Source organism: Nocardia sp. NPDC050406, from assembly GCF_044459025.1.
Lineage (GTDB): Bacteria > Actinomycetota > Actinomycetes > Mycobacteriales > Mycobacteriaceae > Nocardia.
On sequence record NZ_JBITIM010000002.1, the window covers coordinates 355,650 to 375,851 of the forward strand.

A 20,202-nucleotide genomic window follows, 5' to 3' on the forward strand; every position below is an offset into this window, starting at 1 on the left:
TTGGACCGGCTGGATTTCGGCGGCAACGGCGAAGCTGGCGGCGAAGTGACACCCGCGGTGGGGGAACTTTTTCCGCTGTCTCCGGCGCAGCTCGGCATCTGGTACGCCCAGCATCTGGACCCGCAGGTGCCGATCAATATCGCCCAGTACATCGAGTTGCGCGGCGCGCTGGACATGCCGCTGCTCGAGCAGGCCATGGTCGACGCGTCCCTGGAGGTCGGCTCCGGCTTCCTGCGCATCGTGGAGCGCGACGGCGAGCCCATGCAGATGGTCGACCCCACGCTGGACCGCACCATCTACCAGATCGACCTGCGTGACGAGGCCGATCCGGTGGCCGCGGCGCGCGACTGGATGCGCGCCGACTACAGCCGCCCGCTGAACCTGGTCGAGGACCGCCTCATCCGCTCGGCCATGCTGCGCCTCGGCGACGACCATTACTTCTGGTACGCCCGAATTCATCACATCGCGCTGGACGGCTTCGGCGCGGTGACCTACATGACTCGCGTCGCCGAGATGTACACCGCGTACGTACGCGGCGAGGAGCCCAAGCCCAATAAGGTCACCGACCTGAAGACGCTGGTCGAGCAGGAATTCGCCTACCGCGACTCCAAGCGCTTCCAGTCCGACAAGGAGTACTGGGCCCAGCGCGTGGCCGGACTGGAGGAGGGCACCAGCCTCGCCGGTCGCTCCGCCCCGCCCGCCCCGCTCAACGGCGTCTCCAGCGCCGCGCTCTCCGATGAGCAGAGCAGTCTGCTCGATGCCGCGGGCCAGCGCTACGACTCCTCCCCGGCCGGTCTGCTGATCGCCGGTTTCGCGGCCTACCTCGCCCAGTGGACCGGCTCCGAGGACGTCATCCTCTCGCTGCCGGTGACCGCCCGCACCACCGCCGCCATGCGTCGCTCCGGCGGCGCGACCTCCAATATCGTGCCGCTGCGCCTGCATGTCGGCCACGACACCACCGTGACCGACCTGCTCGGCCAGGTCACCGTGGCGGTCGCCGGTGCGCTGCGCGCCCAGCGCTACCGCCACGAGGACATTCGCCGCGATGCCGCGGGCGACGGCGTGGTGACCCGGGAGTTCTTCGGCCCGTGGGTCAACATCATGCTGTTCCACAACGAGGTCGTGCTCGGCGATATCGTCGGCGAGTACAGCGTGCTGTCCACCGGTTCCATCGAGGACCTGGGCATCAACTTCTACCAGTCGGTCAAGGGCACCCGGAATCACATCGATTTCGAGACCAACCCGAACCTCTACTCCGAAACCGAAGCGCGCCAGCATCATTCGCGCTTCCTGGAATTCTTCGACCGGTTCCTCGCGGCCGGTGAACAGCAGCCCGTGTGGGGGCTGCCCATCACCACCGCCGCCGAGCGCACCAAGACGCTCGTGGAGTGGAACGAATCCGGCCACGAGGTCCCCGAGACCACGCTGCCCGACCTGCTCGACGCGCAGATCCCGCGCACGCCGGACAATATCGCCCTCGACTTCGAGGGCGACACGCTCACCTACGCCGAATTCGGCGCGCGCGTGAACCGCCTGGCCCGCCAGCTCATCGCCGATGGCGTCGGCCCGGAATCGCTGGTGGCGCTTGGTATGCGGCGCTCGCTGGACCTCGTCATCGGTATGCACGCCGTACTGCGCGCGGGTGGCGCGTACGTGCCCATCGACCCGGATCATCCGGCCGATCGCACCGCCTACATCCTCGAGTCCGCGGCACCGGTCTGCGTATTGACCACCGCGCGTGACGATCTCGACCTGCCCGACTCGGTGCGCCGCGTCGAGATCGACACCCTCGACACCTCGGCCTTCTCCGACGCCCCGGTCACCGACGCGGACCGGCTCGCGCCGCTGCGGTCGTCGAACACCGCCTACGTCATCTACACCTCGGGCTCCACCGGCCGCCCGAAGGGTGTGGCGGTGACCCACCACGCCATCGTCAACCAAGAGCTGTGGATGCTGCACGAGTATCCGATGACGGCCGACGATGTGTATCTGCAGAAGACGGCCACCACCTTCGACGTTTCGCTGTGGGGCTACTTCATGCCCCTGCTGGTGGGCGCGAAGCTGGTCATCGCGACCCCCGACGGGCACCGCGATCCGCTGTACGTGGCGGAGATGATCGAACGGCACCAGGTCACCGTCACCGACTTCGTGCCCTCCATGCTGACGGTCTTCGTGGCGCACGCTTCCGCTGCGCAGTGCGCCTCCCTGAAGTACGTCTTCGTCATCGGCGAGGCCCTGCCGCCGGAGACCGGTGCGGGCTTCCGCCAGATCACCGACGCGGGCCTGCACAACCTGTACGGCCCCACCGAGGCCGCGGTCTCGGTCACCTACTGGGAGAACACCGCCGCCGACACCACCACGGTGCCGATCGGCGTGCCCGAGTGGAATGTCGAAGTCTACGTACTGGATTCGCGGCTGCGACCCGCCGCCATCGGCGCCTCGGGAGAGCTCTATCTCGCGGGCCGCCAGCTGGCGCGCGGCTACAAGGGCCGCCCGGACCTGACCTCGGACCGCTTCGTCGCCAACCCGTTCTCGACCACCGGCGAGCGCATGTACCGCACCGGTGACCTGGTGCGCTGGAACGACTCCGGCGCGCTGGAGTACATCGGCCGCACCGACTTCCAGGTCAAGTTCCGCGGCCAGCGCATCGAACTCGGCGAGATCGAGACCGATCTGCTCGCGCACCCGGCCGTCAGCCAGGCCGCCGTACTGGTCATGGACACCGCCACCGGCCAACAACTGGTCGCCTACGTGGTGCCCGGTCCGGGCCAGTCGGTCGAACCGGCCGAGCTGACCCGCTTCGTGGCCGAGAAGCTGCCGTCCTACATGGTTCCGGCCTCGATCATGGTGCTGGACGCCTTCCCGCTCAACACCTCCGGCAAGCTGGACCGCAAGGCCCTGCCGGAGCCGGTCTTCACCGCCGACGCCGCGGGCTTCCGCGCGCCGCGCACCGCCGCCGAGGACATCGTGGCGGGCATCTTCGCCGATGTGCTCGGCCACGGGCGCGTCGGCATCGACGACAACTTCTTCGACCTCGGCGGCAACTCCCTCGTTGCCACGCAGGTGGTTTCGCGTATCTCCGCCGCCTTCGGCACCCGCCTGGGCGTGCGCGCGCTGTTCGAGACACCCACCGTGGCCGGTCTGGCGGCGCGGGTGGAATCGTCCGCGCCCGAGGATGTCTCGCGTCCGCCGCTGGTCGCCCAGCAGCGCCCCGACCGGGTGCCGCTGTCGCTGGCCCAGCAGCGCATGTGGTTCCTCAACCAGTTCGATCCGACCGTGCCCACCTACAACCTGCCCTTCGTGGTGCGGTTGCAGGGCCAGGTCGATATCGACGCGCTGCAATTGGCGCTCGCCGATGTGGTGGCGCGGCAGGAGTCGCTGCGCACCATTTTCCCGGAGTCCGGGGACGGCGGTTACCAGCAGGTGCTGCCGATGGCGGAGGTGGACCTCGGTATCGAGGTGCACCCCATCGAAGAGTCCCGATTGCAGTCGGCGCTGGCGGAATTCGCCTCCACCGGCTTCGACGTCTCGCGTGAACTACCCATTCGGGTGCGCGTGTTCAAGGTCGGCGAAGACACCACGGAGGGCACCGATCTCGCGGTCGCCTTCGTCGTGCACCACATCGCCGCCGACGGTTTCTCGTTCGGACCGCTCTCGCGCGATATGACCGCCGCCTACCTGGCCCGCGTCGCCGGAGAGCAGCCCGCCTGGGCCCCACTGCCGGTGCAGTACCAGGACTTCAGCATCTGGCAGCGCGAGGTGCTCGGCTCCGAGGCCGACCCGGATTCCATGGCCGCGCGCCAGATCGCCTACTGGCGAGACAGTTTGGCGGGCCTGCCCGATCAGCTGGATCTGCCCGCCGACCGCCCTCGCCCGGTGGTGCAGTCCTTCCGAGGCAACCGCGTCACCTTCGACATCGACGCCCAGCTGCACGCCTCGCTCACGAACCTCGCCCGCTCTCAGGGCGTTTCGCTGTTCATGGTGATGCACAGCGCGCTGGCGGTGCTGCTGGCCCGCCTGTCGGGCACCACCGATATCGCCATCGGCACCCCGGTCGCCGGTCGTGGCGAGCAGGCCCTCGACGACCTCATCGGCATGTTCGTCAACACCTTGGTGCTGCGCTCCGAGGTGGACGGCTCCCAGCGCTTCACCGACTTCCTGTCGCGCACCAGGGAAACCGATCTGGCGGCCTTCGCCAATACCGATGTGCCGTTCGAGCGCCTGGTCGAGGTGCTCAATCCGACGCGTTCGCAGGCGCGGCATCCGCTGTTCCAGGTGATGCTGTCGTTCCAGGAAATGTCGCACGGCACCATGGAACTGCCGAACCTCACCGTCGCCGCGGACGAGCTCGAGGTCGATATCGCGAAGTTCGACCTGCAGTGGACCATGACGGAGAACCGCGGCTTCAACGGTGAGCCGTCCGGGCTGTCGGTGGTGCTGTCGTATGCCACCGATCTCTTCGACGCCGATACCGTCGCCGCCTTCGGCCGCCGCTACCTGCACGTCCTCGAAACGGCCGTCGCCGCACCGGAAACCGTGGTGCGCGATATCGATGTGCTGGAGCCGCACGAGCGCCTCACCGTGCTCGACGAGTGGAACCGCACCAAGCACGACCTGCCCGACGCGGTCACCGTGGTGGACCTGTTCGAGCGTCAGGTGCGCCTGCGCCCGCACGCCACCGCCCTCATCTTCGATCCGGGCGAGCGCAGCGGCGGCATGTTCGGCCCCGCCGCCGAACTCGGCTACGCGGAGTTCTCCGCGCGGGTGAACCGCCTGGCGCGCAAGCTCATCACCGAGGGCGTCGGCCCGGAATCCTTGGTGGCGGTGGGTATTCGCCGCTCCATCGACATGCTGGTGGCCATCTACGCCACGCACGCGGCGGGCGGCGGCTACGTGCCGATCGACCCGGACCATCCGGCCGAGCGCACCGACTACGTGCTCGCCAGCTCGCGGCCGGTGGTGCTGCTGACCACCACCCACGACGAGGTGGACAGCCAGGACTGCCCGGTCCTGCACCTGGACACCCTCGACCTCGCCGAGTACGACGACGCGCCCATCACCGACGCGGATCGCCGTGCGCCGCTGCGTGGTTCGAACACCGCCTACGTGCTCTACACCTCCGGCTCCACCGGCCGCCCCAAGGGCGTGGCCGTCTCGCATGCCTCGGTGCTGAACCAGATCGCCTGGATCACCGACGAATACGGCATGGACGACACCGATGTGGTGCTCCAGAAGACGCCGGTCACCTTCGACGTGTCGGTGTGGGAGCTGTTCGGCACCATGGCCGTCGGCGCGCAGATGGTCATCGCCGCGCCCGACGGGCACCGCGACCCCATGTACCTGTCCGAGATCATCGGACGCCACCGCGTCACCATGACCTCGTTCGTGCCGTCCATGCTGTCGGTGTTCGCCGGTAGCGCCTCGTCGGCCGAATGTCTGTCGCTGCGTGCGGTTCTCGTCGCCGGTGAGGCGCTGCCGCCCGCCACGGTCACCGCCTTCCGCCGCTTCTCGACGGCCGCCGTGCACAACCTGTACGGCCCCACCGAGTTCACCGTGCACGCCACCTACGCGCCCATCACGGCCGCGACCCCGACGTCGGTGCCGATCGGCCGTCCGGTGTGGAATGCCCAGACCTATGTGCTCGACGAGGGCCTGCGCCCCGTCCCGGCCGGTGTCCCGGGTGAGCTCTACCTCGGCGGCCTCCAGGTGGCGCGCGGCTACTACGGCCGCCCGGACTTGAGCGCGGAACGCTTCGTGGCCAACCCCTTCGGCGCACCCGGCTCGCGGCTCTACCGCACCGGTGACCTGGTGCGCTGGAACCAGAACGACCCGGGCGTCATCGACTACATCGGCCGCACCGACTTCCAGGTGAAGTTCCGCGGCCAGCGCATCGAACTCGGCGAGATCGAGGCCGCGCTGCTCGACCACCCGGCGGTCAACCAGGCCGTGGTGCTGGTCATCGACACCGTCGCCGGTGACCAGCTGGTGGCCTACATCGTCACCAAGGGCCCGGTCGACCTCGACAGCGTCAAGGCGTCGCTGCACCGCACCCTGCCCGCCTACATGGTGCCGGGCGCGATCGTGGTGCTGGATGCCTTCCCGCTCAACGCCTCCGGCAAGCTGGACCGCAAGGCGCTGCCCGCACCGGTCTTCGAGGTGCGCGAATTCCGCGCTCCCACCACGCCCATCGAGGAGATCGTCGCCCAGGTCTTCGGCGAGGTGCTCGGCATCGCGCGCGTCGGCGTGGACGACGACTTCTTCGAACTCGGCGGCAACTCGCTCATCGCCACCCAGGTCGCCTCGCGCCTGGGCATCGCCCTGGACACCCGGGTGCCGGTGCGCATGCTCTTCGAGGCCAGCACGGTCGCGGCGCTGGCCGCGCGGGTGGAGTCCCATGCCGGTGACGGCGCGCGCAAGGCACTGGTAGCCCGCGAGCGGCCCACCGATATCCCGCTGTCGCTGGCACAGCAGCGCATGTGGTTCCTCAACCGCTTCGACACCGCGTCGGCGGTCAACAACATCCCGGTCGCCATCCGGCTCTCGGGCGAACTCGATGTCGCCGCCCTCCAGGTCGCCGTCATCGATGTCATCGACCGCCACGAGTCGCTGCGCACCGTCTTCCCGGAGACCGGCAACGGCCCGGTGCAGCGGGTGCTCGACGCCGCGCAGATCGTGCCCGACCTGACGCCGGTGCCGGTCACCGACGCCAATCTCATCGACCACCTCATCGAGCTGGCGTCGATGGCCTTCGACGTCACCAACGAAGTGCCGTTGCACGCACGGCTTTTCGAGATCAGCGAGACCGAGTACGTACTCGGCATGGTGGTGCACCACATCTCCGCCGACGGCTGGTCCATGGGCCCGCTGGCCCGCGACGTCATGGTCGCCTACGCCGCCCGCACCTCGTGGGAGGCCCCGGCCTGGGCCGAACTGCCCGTGCAGTACGCCGATTACGCGCTGTGGCAGCGCGAGGTGCTCGGCTCCGAGGACGATCCGGAATCGTTGATCGCCAAGCAGATCCAGTACTGGACCCGCGCGCTGGCCGATCTGCCCGACGAACTGGTGCTGCCCGCCGACCGGCAGCGGCCCGCCGTGGCCTCCTACCGAGGCGGCACCTATCCGTTCGTCATCTCCGCCGAGACCCAACAGCGCCTGACGGATCTGGGCCGCCGCCACAACGCCTCGCTGTTCATGGTCATGCACAGCGCCCTCGCGGTGCTGCTGGCCCGCCTGTCGGGCACCAGCGATATCGCCATCGGCACCCCGGTCGCCGGTCGCGGTGAGGCCGCGCTCGACGACCTCATCGGCATGTTCGTCAACACCCTGGTGCTGCGTACCGAGGTGGACGGCGAGGCCAGCTTCACCGATCTGCTCGCCGAGGCGCGCGATACCGACCTGCACGCCTTCGCGCACGCCGATGTGCCGTTCGAGCGGCTGGTCGAGGTCATCAACCCGGCGCGCTCGCAGTCGCGGCATCCGCTGTTCCAGGTCATGCTGACCTTCCAGAACACCCGCCAGACCAGCCTGGAGCTGCCCGGCCTGCGCGTCAACGGCATCGACTACGACGCCGGACTGGCCAAGTTCGACCTGCAGCTCACCTTGCAGGAGGCGCAGGACGCGCGCGGGGAGAACGCCGGTATGTCGGCCGAATTCTCCTATGCCCTGGACCTTTTCGACGAGAGCACGGTCGCGGCCTTCGCGCGGCGACTGCACACGGTGTTGGACGCGGTCACCGCCGATCCGACGCGGCCGGTCGGCGATATCGACCTGCTCGACGCCGAGGAGAAGCAGCGGTCGCTGACCGAGTGGAACGCCACCGGCTTCGACCTCGCGACCGTACTGCCCGCACTGCCGGAAGGCGCTGCGCCGACGCTGGTGTCGCTCTTCGAGGCCCAGGCTCTGACCAGCCCCGATGCGCCCGCGGTCGAGTTCGAGGGGACAAGTCTGTCCTACGGCGAGTTCGCGGCGCGGGTGCACCGCCTGGCGCGCAAGCTCATCGCCGACGGTGTCGGAGCGGAGTCGTTGGTGGCCTTGGCCATTCGCCGCTCCACCGACCTCGTGGTCGCCATGTACGCCGTGCTGGAGGCCGGTGGCGCGTACGTGCCGCTGGATCCGGACCAGCCCGCCGAGCGCATCGACCACGTGCTCGACACCGCCCGCCCGGTGGCCATCCTGACCACCGGTCGCGACGACTTCGTCACCGGCCGCAATGTGCCGGTGCTGGAGATCGACACGCTGCGCCTGGACGGCTACGCCGCCACCCCGATCGCGGAATCCGAACTGGCCCAGCCGATTCGGCCGGAGAACACCGCCTACGTCATCTTCACCTCGGGTTCGACCGGCCGCCCCAAGGGTGTCGCCGTCGAGCACGCGGCCATTGTGAACCGCCTGCTGTGGATGCAGCACGAGTACCCGATCGACGCGAACGACGCTGTCCTGCAGAAGACTCCGGCCACCTTCGACGTCTCGGTGTGGGAGTTCTTCTGGCCCTTGCAGACCGGTGCGCGCCTCGTGGTCGCCAAGCCGGATGGGCACCGCGACCCGGTGTACCTCGCGCAGATCATCGCCGACGAGGGCATCACGACGGCGCACTTCGTGCCGTCCATGCTGTCGGTGTTCGTCTCCACCCTCGGCAACGAGAACGGCGATTCCGCCGTCTCCGCACCGCGTTTGCGGCAGGTCTTCGCCTCCGGCGAGGCGCTGCCCGCGCCGACCGCGCAGAAGCTGCGCGAGCTGACCGGCGCGCGCCTGCACAACCTGTACGGCCCCACCGAGGCCGCCGTCGACGTGACCTATCACGAGGTCTCCAACTTCGACGAGTACTCGGTGCCCATCGGCCGCCCGGTGTGGAACACCCAGGTGTACGTGCTCGACGCGCGCCTGCACCCCGTCGCTCCCGGTGTCGCGGGTGAGCTCTACCTCGCGGGCGATCAGCTCGCGCGCGGCTACCTCGCCCGCCCGGACCTGTCCGCGGATCGCTTCGTCGCCAACCCGCTCGGCGCGCCCGGCTCGCGGATGTACCGCACCGGCGACCTGGTCAGCTGGACCCGCGACGGTGAGCTGAACTACTTGGGCCGCACCGACTTCCAGGTCAAGCTGCGCGGTCTGCGCATCGAACTCGGCGAGATCGAGGCCGCGCTGTTGGCGCAGCCCGGTGTCGCCCAGTCCGTGGTGGTGGTGCGGGCGGACGCCCATGCCGGTGACCAACTCGTCGGCTATGTGGTGCGCGAGCCCGAGGCCGCGGTGGATCCCGATGCGGTGAAGGCCGCCCTCGGCCAGTCGCTGCCGGGCTATATGGTGCCCTCCGCGCTGGTGGTGCTGGATGCCTTCCCGCTCAACGCCTCCGGCAAGCTCGACCGCAAGGCGCTGCCCGCCCCGGTCTTCGAGACCAAGCGCTTCCGCGCGCCCTCGACCCCCATCGAGGAGATCATCGCGCAGATCTTCGCCGATCTGCTCGGCGTGGCGCGCGTCGGCGTGGACGACGACTTCTTCGAACTGGGCGGCAACTCGCTGGTCGCCACCCAGGTGGTGGCCCGGCTGAGCACCGCGCTCGACGCCGAGATCGGGGTGCGCGCGCTCTTCGAGGCGCCGACCGTGGCGGCACTGGCCGCGCGGGTGGAGTCGCATGCCGGAACCGGTGTGCGCCAAGCCCTTACGGCCCGTACCCGGCCCGAGCATCCGCCGCTGTCGCTGGCACAGCAGCGCATGTGGTTCCTCAACCGCTTCGACACCGATTCGGCCGCCAACAACATCCCGGCGGCGGTGCGGCTCACCGGCGCGGTGGATCTCGAGGCGCTGCGCGCCGCGGTCGCCGATGTCATCGCCCGCCACGAATCGCTGCGCACCGTGTACCCGTCGGCCGACGGCGTGGCCTACCAGAAGGTGCTGCCCACGGCCCGCGCCATTCCGGCGATCGACCTGGTGGACGTCCCCGAGGCCGAACTGCTCGGCGCGCTCTACGAATTCGTGACGCTCGGCTTCGACGTCACCGCCGAACCGCCGCTGCGCCTGCGCGTGTACCGCCTGGCCGCCGACGATCACGTCCTGGTCCTGGTCGCGCACCACATCGCCGCCGACGGCTTCTCGATGAATCCGCTCGTCCGCGACCTCATCACGGCCTACGTGGCGCGCAGCAACGACGAGACCCCGGGCTGGGCCGAATTGCCGGTCCAGTACGCGGATTACGCGCTGTGGCAGCGCGAAACCCTCGGCTCCGAGGACGACGCCCGCTCGCTCATCTCCGAGCAGCTGGACTACTGGCGCACCACCTTGGCCGGGCTGCCGGACGAGCTGCGGCTGTCCACCAAGGCGCGGCCCGCCGTCGCCACCTACCGGGCGGGTACGCACCGCTTCCAGCTTCCGGGTGAGCTGGTGACCGCCCTCAACCGCGTCGCCCGGACCCACGGCACCACCCTGTTCATGGTGGTGCACAGCGCCTTCGCCGCCCTGCTCTCGCGCCTGAGCGGCAGTGACGATGTGGCCGTTGGCATTCCGGTGGCCGGTCGTGGTGAACAGGCCCTCGACGACCTGGTCGGCATGTTCGTCAACACCCTGGTGCTGCGCTCGCCGATCGACAACGGCGAGAGCTTCGCCGAGCTGCTGACCAAGGTCCGCGAACGCGACCTGCAAGCCTTCGCGCACGCCGATGTGCCGTTCGAGCGGCTGGTCGAGGTGTTGAACCCGGCCCGCTCGCAGGCGCGGCATCCGCTGTTCCAGGTCATGCTGTCGTTCCAGAACCTGGGCCGCGCCGCGCTGGAGCTGCCCGGCCTGAGCGTGGCCGAGCTGGGCATCGACCAGCAGACGGCCAAGTTCGACCTGCAGCTCACCCTGAGCGAGGTCGTGGACGGCGGCGGCGACATCTCGGCGATGGATGCCGAACTCGTCTACGCCACCGACCTTTTCGACGGCGACTACGCCGACACCTTCGCCGAGCGCTTCGTGCGCGTGCTCTCCTCGGTGGCCGCCGATCCGACCGTCCGCGTCGGTGAGCTGGAGCTGCTGAGCGCCGCCGAGCGCACCCAGGTCATCGAATCCTGGAATGCCACCGGCTTCGCGCTGGAGGCCGCGCTGCCGGATGTCTCCGAAGCGGCTGCCGCGACCCTGATCTCGCTGTTCGAAGCCCAGGTCGAGCGCACCCCGGACGCACCGGCGGTGAGCTACGAGGGGACAGGTCTGTCCTATGCCGAGTTCGCCGCCCGCGTCAGGCAACTCGCGCGCTTCCTCATCGCCGAGGGCGTCGGCCCGGAATCCTATGTGGCCCTGGGCATGCGCCGCTCCATCGATCTGGTGGTCGGCATGTACGCCGTCACCGTCGCCGGTGGCGCGTACGTGCCCCTCGACCCGGACCACCCGGCCGAGCGCACCCAGTACATCCTGGAGACCGCGCGACCGGTCTGCGTCCTCACCTCCGGCAGTGACCTGGAAGGCGTTGCGGCGCATCAGGTTCGGATCGACGAGCTGGATCTGTCGGCCTACGCCGACACCCAGGTCACCGATGCCGACCGGCGCGCGCCGCTGCGCCCGGGCAATACCGCTTACGTCATCTTCACCTCCGGCTCGACCGGCCGCCCCAAGGGCGTCGCCGTCTCGCACGCCGCCATCGTGAATCGCCTGGTCTGGATGCACGCCCAGTACGGGCTGGCCGCCTACGACGTGGTTTTGCAGAAGACTCCGGCCACCTTCGACGTGTCGGTGTGGGAGTTCTTCTGGCCCTTGCAGGTCGGCGCGCGCCTGGTCGTGGCCAAGCCGGACGGCCACCGCGATCCGGCCTATCTCGCGGAACTCATTGCCCGCGAAGGCGTCACGGTCACGCACTTCGTTCCGTCGATGCTCGCGGTCTTCGTCGCCGAGCCGAGCGCCGCGCGCTGCACCAGCCTGACCCAGGTCTTCGCCTCCGGCGAGGCGCTGCCCGGCCCGACCGCGCAGAAGCTGCGCCAGCTGACCGGCGCTCGCCTGCACAACCTCTACGGCCCCACCGAGGCCGCGGTCGACGTGACCTTCCACGAGGTCACCGACGCCGACACCACGACGGTGCCGATCGGCGCGCCCGTCTTCAACACCCAGGTCTACGTGCTGGATTCGCGGCTGCTGCCGGTTCCGGTCGGTGTCGCGGGTGAGCTCTACCTCGCGGGCGACCAGCTCGCCACCGCCTATGTAGCGCGACCGGACCTGACCTCGGATCGCTTCGTGGCCAACCCCTTCGGCGACGGCGCCCGGATGTACCGCACCGGCGACCTCGTGGTGTGGACCCCGGACGGTGAGCTGGAGTACCTGGGCCGCACCGACTTCCAGGTGAAGCTGCGCGGTCTGCGCATCGAACTCGGCGAGATCGAATCCGAACTCAACGCCCTGGACGCGGTGGCGCAGTCGGTGGTCGTGGTGCGCCACGACGAGCGCACCGGCGACCAGTTGGTGGCCTACCTGGTACCGGCCGGTGACATCGACCTGGAGTCGGTGAAAGCCACGCTGTCCCAGCAGCTTCCGGCCTACATGGTCCCCGCGGCCTTCATGGTGCTGGACGCCTTCCCGCTCAACGCCTCCGGCAAGCTGGACCGCAAGGCGCTGCCCGCGCCCACCTTCGCGGCCAAGGTCTACCGCGCCCCGGCCACGCCCGTGCAGCAGACCGTCGCCGGAACCATCGCCGATGTGCTCGGCGTCGACCGCGTCGGGCTCGACGACGACTTCTTCGACCTCGGCGGCAACTCGCTCATCGCCACCCAGGTGGCCGCGCGCCTGTCGACCGCCCTCGATGCCGATATCCCGGTGCGGACGCTCTTCGAGGCGTCCACGGTGGCCGCCCTCGCGGCACAGCTGGAATCGCGCGTCGGCACCGGTACGCGCGTGCCGCTCGAAGCGCGGGAGCGTCCCGCCCTCGTGCCGCTCTCGCCCGCGCAGCAGCGCATGTGGTTCCTCAACCGCTTCGACAGCCGCACCGCCGTCAACAACATTCCGGTGGCGCTGCGCCTGACCGGCGCGGTCGATGCCGCCGCGCTCGCCGCCGCCATCGACGATGTGCTGATCCGCCACGAGGCGCTGCGCACCGTCTACCCCGAGGTGGAAGGCACCGGCTACCAGCGCATCCTGCCGCTCGACGAGGTCGTCTTCGGTCTCGCCGCCGAGGAGATCGCCGCCGAGGACCTGGTCACCCGGGTGACCGAACTGGCGAGCGTGCACTTCGACGTCACCAGCGAATTGCCGTTCCGCGCGACGCTGCTCACCCTGAACGAGCGCGAGCACGTGCTCGTCCTGGTGCTGCACCACATCAGCGGTGACGGTTTCTCGCTGCGCCCGCTGCTGCGCGATGTGGTCGCCGCCTACCTGGACCGCAGCCGCGGCGAGGCCCCGAGCTGGGCTCCGCTGCCGGTGCAGTACGCCGACTACGCGCTCTGGGAGCGCGAGGTGCTGGGCTCCGAGGACGATCCGGAATCGGCCGCCGCCGCCCAGATCGCCTACTGGACCGAGCAATTGCGCGATCTGCCCGATCAGATCGAACTGCCCACCGACCGGCCCCGGCCCGAGGTGGCCAGCAATGCCGGTGGCACTCACGATTTCGCCGTCGACGCCGAGCTGCACCGCGCGCTGGTCGCCGTCGCCCGCGAACACGACGTGACGCTGTTCATGGTCGTGCACGCCGCACTGGCCGCCTGGGCCGCGCGGCTCTCGCGGGGCACCGATATCGCCATCGGCACCCCGATCGCCGGACGCGGCGAACGCGCCCTGGACGATCTGGTCGGCATGTTCGTCAACACCCTGGTGCTGCGCACCCCGGTGCGCCCGGACGCCGCCTTCCGCGATCTGCTCGCCGAGGTGCGCCGCACCGACCTGGCCGCTTTCGCCCACGCCGACGTGCCGTTCGAACGGCTCGTGGACGTACTCAGCCCGGTGCGCTCGCAGGCGCACCACCCGCTGTTCCAGGTGGCGCTGACCTTCGAGGCCGCCTCCGCCAAGGACGCGGGCTCGGTCTCGCTACCCGGCCTCGATGTCGATGTGGTCGAATTCGACCCGGGCACCGCCAAATTCGATGTGCAGCTGACCGTGGGCGAGCGTGCCGACGGCGCGCTGGGCCTGTCCTGGAACTACGCCACCGAGCTGTTCGACCCCGAGACGGTGGCCTCCTTCGCGGACCGCCTGGTGCGCATTCTGCGTGCCGTGGCCGAGGATCCGGCCGCCGTCATCGGCGATATCGACCTGCTCGGCGAGGACGAGCGCCGCGATGTGGCGCAGCGCTGGGTCAGCGCGGGCGCGGACGGCGGCACCGGTCTGTTCGCCGACCCGCAGGCCACGCTGTCGGGCCTGTTCGACGCCGCGGTGAGCGCGCACCCCAAGCGCGTCGCGGTGCGCTTCGGCGACGAGGAACTCACCTACGCCGATCTGGACCGCCGCGCCAATGTGGTGGCGCGCCGCCTCATCGCCAAGGGCGCGGGACCGGAATCGCTTGTCGCGGTGATCCTTCCGCGCTCGCTGGATCTGGTGGTGGCCCTGCTCGCGGTGGTCAAGACCGGCGCGGGCTACGTGCCGATCGACCCGACCGCCCCGGCCGACCGCATCGCCTTCCTGCTCGACGACTCCTCGCCGACCAGCATCATCGTCGACTCCACCGTGCAGGTCGCGCTGCCCGCGACCCTGCCGACCGTCATGCTCGACGGCTACACGGTCGAGGCGGGCGATGTGGAGGACGCCGACGACGCGCCGATCACCGACGCGGACCGGCTGCGCCCGCTGCGGCCCGAGCACGTCGCCTACGTCATCTACACCTCCGGCTCCACCGGCCGCCCCAAGGGTGTGGCCGTGGCGCACCGCAACGTCGTGCGGCTGTTCGCCAATACCGATCGCGAATTCGGTTTCGGCGCACAGGATGTGTGGACGCTGTTCCACTCCTACGCCTTCGACTTCTCGGTGTGGGAGCTGTGGGGTCCGCTGCTCTACGGCGGCAAGCTCGTGGTGGTCGACTACTACACCTCGCGCTCGCCCGAACAGTTCCTGGAAGTGCTGCGCCGCGAACGGGTCACGGTGCTCAACCAGACCCCGTCGGCCTTCTACCAGCTGGCCGAGGCCGACCGCATCGCCTCGGTCGCCAGCCGCGAATCCGGGACCGCGGTGGCGCCGCTGTCGCTGCGCTACGTGGTCTTCGGCGGTGAGGCGCTGGAACTGCGTCGGCTGACCGATTGGATCGCCCGCCACGGGGATTCGGCTCCGCGGCTGGTGAACATGTACGGCATCACCGAGACCACGGTGCACGTCTCGCACCGCGTGCTCGATGCCGCGACCATCGCCGCCGCGACCGGCAGCATTGTCGGCCGGGCCATCGCCGGACTGCGCGTCTACGTGCTCGACGACCGCCTGCACCCGGTGCCGGTGGGCGTCGCGGGCGAAATGTACGTGGCCGGACCGCAATTGGCGCGCGGTTACCTGGGCCGCGCCGACCTCACCACCGCCCGGTTCGTGGCCAGCCCGTTCGGTGTTCCCGGCGAGCGGCTCTACCGCTCCGGTGACGTCGCGCGCTGGAACCGCTTCGGCGAACTCGAATACCTGGGCCGCGCCGACGATCAGGTCAAGGTGCGCGGCTTCCGCATCGAGCTCGGCGAGATCGAATCCGCCGTGCTCGCGCAGCCGGGTATCGCGCAGGCCGCCGTCATCGTGCGCGAGGACCAGCCGGGCGATCAGCGCATCGTCGCCTACGTCGTCGCCGAGGAAGGCAATGCGCCCAATCTCGACACCGTCCGCGACGGCGCCGGTGAGCGCCTGCCGTCCTACATGGTGCCGTCGGCGCTGGTGGTGCTCGACCGAATCCCGTTGACCGTCAACGGCAAACTCGACCGCCGCGCCCTGCCCGCCCCGGCCGTGCAGGCGCGGGCCTTCCGGGCTCCGGAGACCCCGGTGCAGGAGACCGTCGCCGCGGTCTTCGCGGAGGTTCTCGAACTGCCGCGCGTCGGCCTGGACGACGACTTCTTCGATCTGGGCGGCAACTCGCTCATCGCCACCCGCGTGGTCTCGCGCATCGGCTCCGCCCTCGACACCACCGTCGCGGTGCGCACCCTGTTCGAGGCGTCCAGCGTGGAGGCCCTCGCGGCCCGTATCGAATCGCATGCCGACGGTGCCTCGCGCGCGAAATTGGTGGCGCGTCAGCGCGCCGCGTCGGAACTGGTGCCGCTGTCGTTCGCGCAGCAGCGCATGTGGTTCCTCAACCAGTACGACACCAATTCCGCCGCCTACAATCTGCCGCTGGCGATTCGCCTCACCGGCGAACTCGACACCGCCGCACTGGAACTCGCGGTCGCCGATGTGGTGCGCCGCCACGAGTCGCTGCGCACCCGCTACCCCGAGCACGGCGGCACCCCGATGCAGGTCGTGGTCCCGGCCGACGAGGTCCGCCTGGACCTGCGCCCGGTCACCGTCGCCGCCGCGGACCTGACCGCGCGCGTCACCGAATTCGCCACCGCCGGATTCAATGTGGCCGAACAGGTTCCGCTGCGGGCCCGGCTCTACCGGGTCGACGACGCCGATGAGCACGTGCTCGTCGTGGTCGTCCACCACATCGCCGGTGACGGCTTCTCCATGGGCCCGCTCACCCGCGACGTCATGACCGCCTACACCGCCCGCACCCAGGGTTCGGCCCCCGGCTGGGCCCCGCTGCCGGTGCAGTACGCGGACTTCGCCATCTGGCAGCGCGAGGTGCTCGGCTCCGAGGAGGACGCCGGATCGCTGCTCGCCCGCCAGGTCGGCTACTGGCAGCGCACCCTCGACGGCATTCCGGACGAGCTGACGCTGCCCTCGGACCGGCCCCGCCCGGCCGTGGCCTCGCACAATGGCGCGACCCTGCACCGGACGCTCTCGCCCGAGCTGATCGCCACCCTGGAAGAGGTTGCGCGGCAACGCGGTTCGTCGCTGTTCATGGTCATGCACAGCGCCCTGTCGGTGCTGCTGGCGCGACTGTCGGGCACCGCCGACATCGCCGTGGGCACGCCGGTCGCGGGCCGTGGTGAACAGGCCCTGGACGATCTGGTCGGCATGTTCGTCAACACCCTGGTGCTGCGGACCGCCATCGACCCGGCCGAGACCTTCACCGATCTGCTGGAGCGGGTGCGCCGCACCGACCTCGACGCCTTCGGCAATGCCGATGTGCCGTTCGAGCGGCTCGTCGAACTGCTCGCCCCCGAACGGTCGCAGGCCCGCAACCCGCTGTTCCAGGTGGTGCTGGCCTTCCAGAACCTGGATCGCACCAGCCTGGAGCTGCCCGGCCTGACGGTCTCGGCGCTCGACCTCGAAGAGGATGTCGCCCGCTTCGACCTGCAGTTCACGCTGTCCGAGCACGGCGATTCCGGGATGGCGCTGGCGCTCACCTACGCCACCGACCTCTTCGACGAGGCCACCGCAGCCGAATTCGCGCGGCGCTGGCAGCGGGTGCTCGAGGCCATCGCCGGTGATCCCGAGGTCACCGTCGGCGGTATCGACATTCTCGACACCGCCGAGCGGGCCGACCTCATCGCCCGCACCGGCGCGCCCGCCATCGCGCCGCGCACCCTGCCGGAGCTGCTGGCCGACGCCGTGGCCCGCAACCCGCAGGGCCTCGCGGTCGTCTACCCGGGCCGCGAGGGCCGCGTCGAGTTGACCTACGCCGAACTCGACGAGCGTTCGAACCGCCTGGCGCGCTTGCTGATTCAGCGCGGTATCGGCACCGAGGATCTGGTCGCCATCGCGGTGCCGCGCTCGGCCGACTCCTACCTCGCCGAATGGGCCGTGTCCAAGACCGGCGCCGCCTTCGTGCCGGTCGACCCGACCTACCCGGCCGACCGCATCGCCCACATGGTGAACGACTCCGGGTCGCCGGTCGGCCTGACCGTCGCCTCGGTCCGCGCCGACCTGCCCGAATCGGCCGAATGGCTGGTGCTGGAGGAACTCGACCTGGACGGCGTCGACGCCGCGCCGGTCACCGCCGAGGAGCGGGTGCGACCGCTGCGCCCGGAGCATCCGGCCTACGTCATCTACACCTCCGGCTCCACCGGTCTGCCCAAGGGCGTCGTGGTCACCCACGCCGGTCTGGCCAACTTCAGTGCCGAGCAGATCGAGCGCTACCACCTCGACACCGATTCGCGGGCACTGCATTTCGCCTCGCCGTCGTTCGACGCGTCGATGCTGGAATTTCTGCTCGCCGTCGGACCGGCGGGCACCCTGGTCGTCGTGCCGACCGGCGTCTACGGCGGCGAGGAGCTCTCCGAGCTGATCCGCGCCGAAGGGGCCACGCACGCCTTCATCACCCCGGCCGCGCTGGCCACCTTCGATCCGACCGGCCTGGACAGCCTGCGCATGCTCTGCGCCGGTGGCGAGGCGGTGCCGCCGGAGCTGGTGGGCAAGTGGGCGGTTCGCTTGGCGGACGGCACGACTCGCGCCTTCCACAACGGCTACGGTCCGACCGAGACCACCATCATGACCAATATCAGCGATCCGCTGGTGCCGGGCGATCTCGTCACCATCGGCGGCCCCGTGCGGGGCATGCAGTCGCTGATCCTCGACGACCGGCTGCGGCCGGTGCCCGAGGGTGTCGCGGGTGAGTTGTACCTGTCGGGTATTCAGCTGGCGCGCGGCTACCACGCCCGCGCGGGCCTGACCGCGGATCGGTTCGTCGCGAATCCCTATGTGCCCGGGGCGCGCATGTACCGCACCGGTGACGTGGTCCGCTGGACCCGCACCGGCGAGGTCGAGTACGTCGGCCGTTCCGACTTCCAGGTCAAGGTGCGCGGTTTCCGCATCGAACTCGGTGAGATCGACGCCGCGCTGGCCTCGCACGACACCGTCGACTTCGCCGTCACCATCGGCCACAAGAACGCCGCCGGAGCGGTATCGCTGGTGTCGTATGTGGTCGCGGCCCAAGGCCATGTCATCGATGTGCCGTCGCTGACCGCGCACGTGGAACAGCGCCTGCCCGCCTACATGGTGCCGTCCTCGATCATGACCATCGACCGGGTGCCGCTGACCCCGGTGGGCAAGCTGGACCGCAAGGCGCTGCCGGAGCCGGTGTTCACCACCGAGGCCGCCTTCCGCGCACCGCGAAACCCGGTGGAGCACACCGTCGCCGAGGTCTTCGCCGAGGTGTTGGGCTTGGAGCGGGTCGGTATCGACGATTCGTTCTTCGCCCTCGGCGGCGACTCCATCGTCTCCATCCAGCTGGTGTCGCGGGCCAAGGCGCGCGGCGTGGTGTTCAGCCCGCGCGACGTGTTCGAACAGCGCACCGTGGCCGGACTGGCCGCCGTCGCCGAAACCGCTGCGGCCGTGGGCGATACGACGCCGCGACTGGCCGAGCTGCCGGGCGGCGGCGTCGGCGAGATGCCGCTCACCCCGGTGGTGCGGTTCATGGCCGAGCGGACGGGCTCGTTCGGTCGGTTCAACCAGACCATGGCTCTGGAGCTGCCGGTCGGCATCGACCGCGCGGGTATCGCGGCCACGGTCGGGGCCGTCATCGACCGCCACGACATGCTGCGGGCGCGGCTGTACCGCAACCCGGACTGGGTCGTGGAGACCGCCGCTCCCGGCACCGTCGATGTGGACGCCCTCATCGACCGCACCGAGTTCGATGCCTCGATCGATGACGACGCGCTGATCGAGATCGCTTCCGCCGCACTGGATGCCACCCTCGACCGCCTCGATCCCGAAGCGGGCGTGGTGATTCGGTTCGTGTGGCTGGAGCCGTCCACGGCGGGCCATGCGTCCGATTCCGAGCCGACGCGCGCCGGACGACTCATCGTGGCCGCACACCACCTCGTCGTCGACGGTGTGTCGTGGCGAATCCTGGTGCCGGACTTCGTCACCGCCTGGGGACAGCTGTCCTCCGGTCAGACCCCCGAGCTCACCGCGCCCGCCACCAGCATGCGCACCTGGGCCGACGCCTTGGCGCGCGAAGCCGCCAGCGACAAGCGCGTTGCCGAGCTCGCGTACTGGCGCGAGGTGGTCGAGGGTGCGGATCCGCTGCTCACCGCGCGGCCGATGGATCCGGCGGTGGATGTCTCCGGTGTGATCGACAAGCACCGTGTGGAGCTCTCCGCCGAGGTCACCAAATCGCTGCTCACCACCGTGCCCGCCCTGTTCCACGGCGGCGTCAACGACGGTCTGCTGACCGCGCTGGCCCTCGCCGTCGCGAAGTGGCGCTCCGACAAGGGCATCGACGCGGGGGAGAGGTCTGCCCTGGTGCGCCTGGAGGGCCACGGTCGC

At 69.9% G+C, this 20,202-nt stretch carries 1 protein-coding gene (cut by a window edge); it reads left to right on the forward strand.

Annotated elements, in window-relative coordinates; genetic code table 11:
* On the forward strand, positions 1-20,202 hold the start of the coding sequence (locus ACIBH2_RS15075) for a non-ribosomal peptide synthase/polyketide synthase (protein ID WP_397117646.1). 23,856 nt of this gene lie beyond the right edge of the window; only the first 20,202 of its 44,058 coding nucleotides appear in the window; it begins with the start codon at positions 1-3; the stop codon falls past the right edge of the window.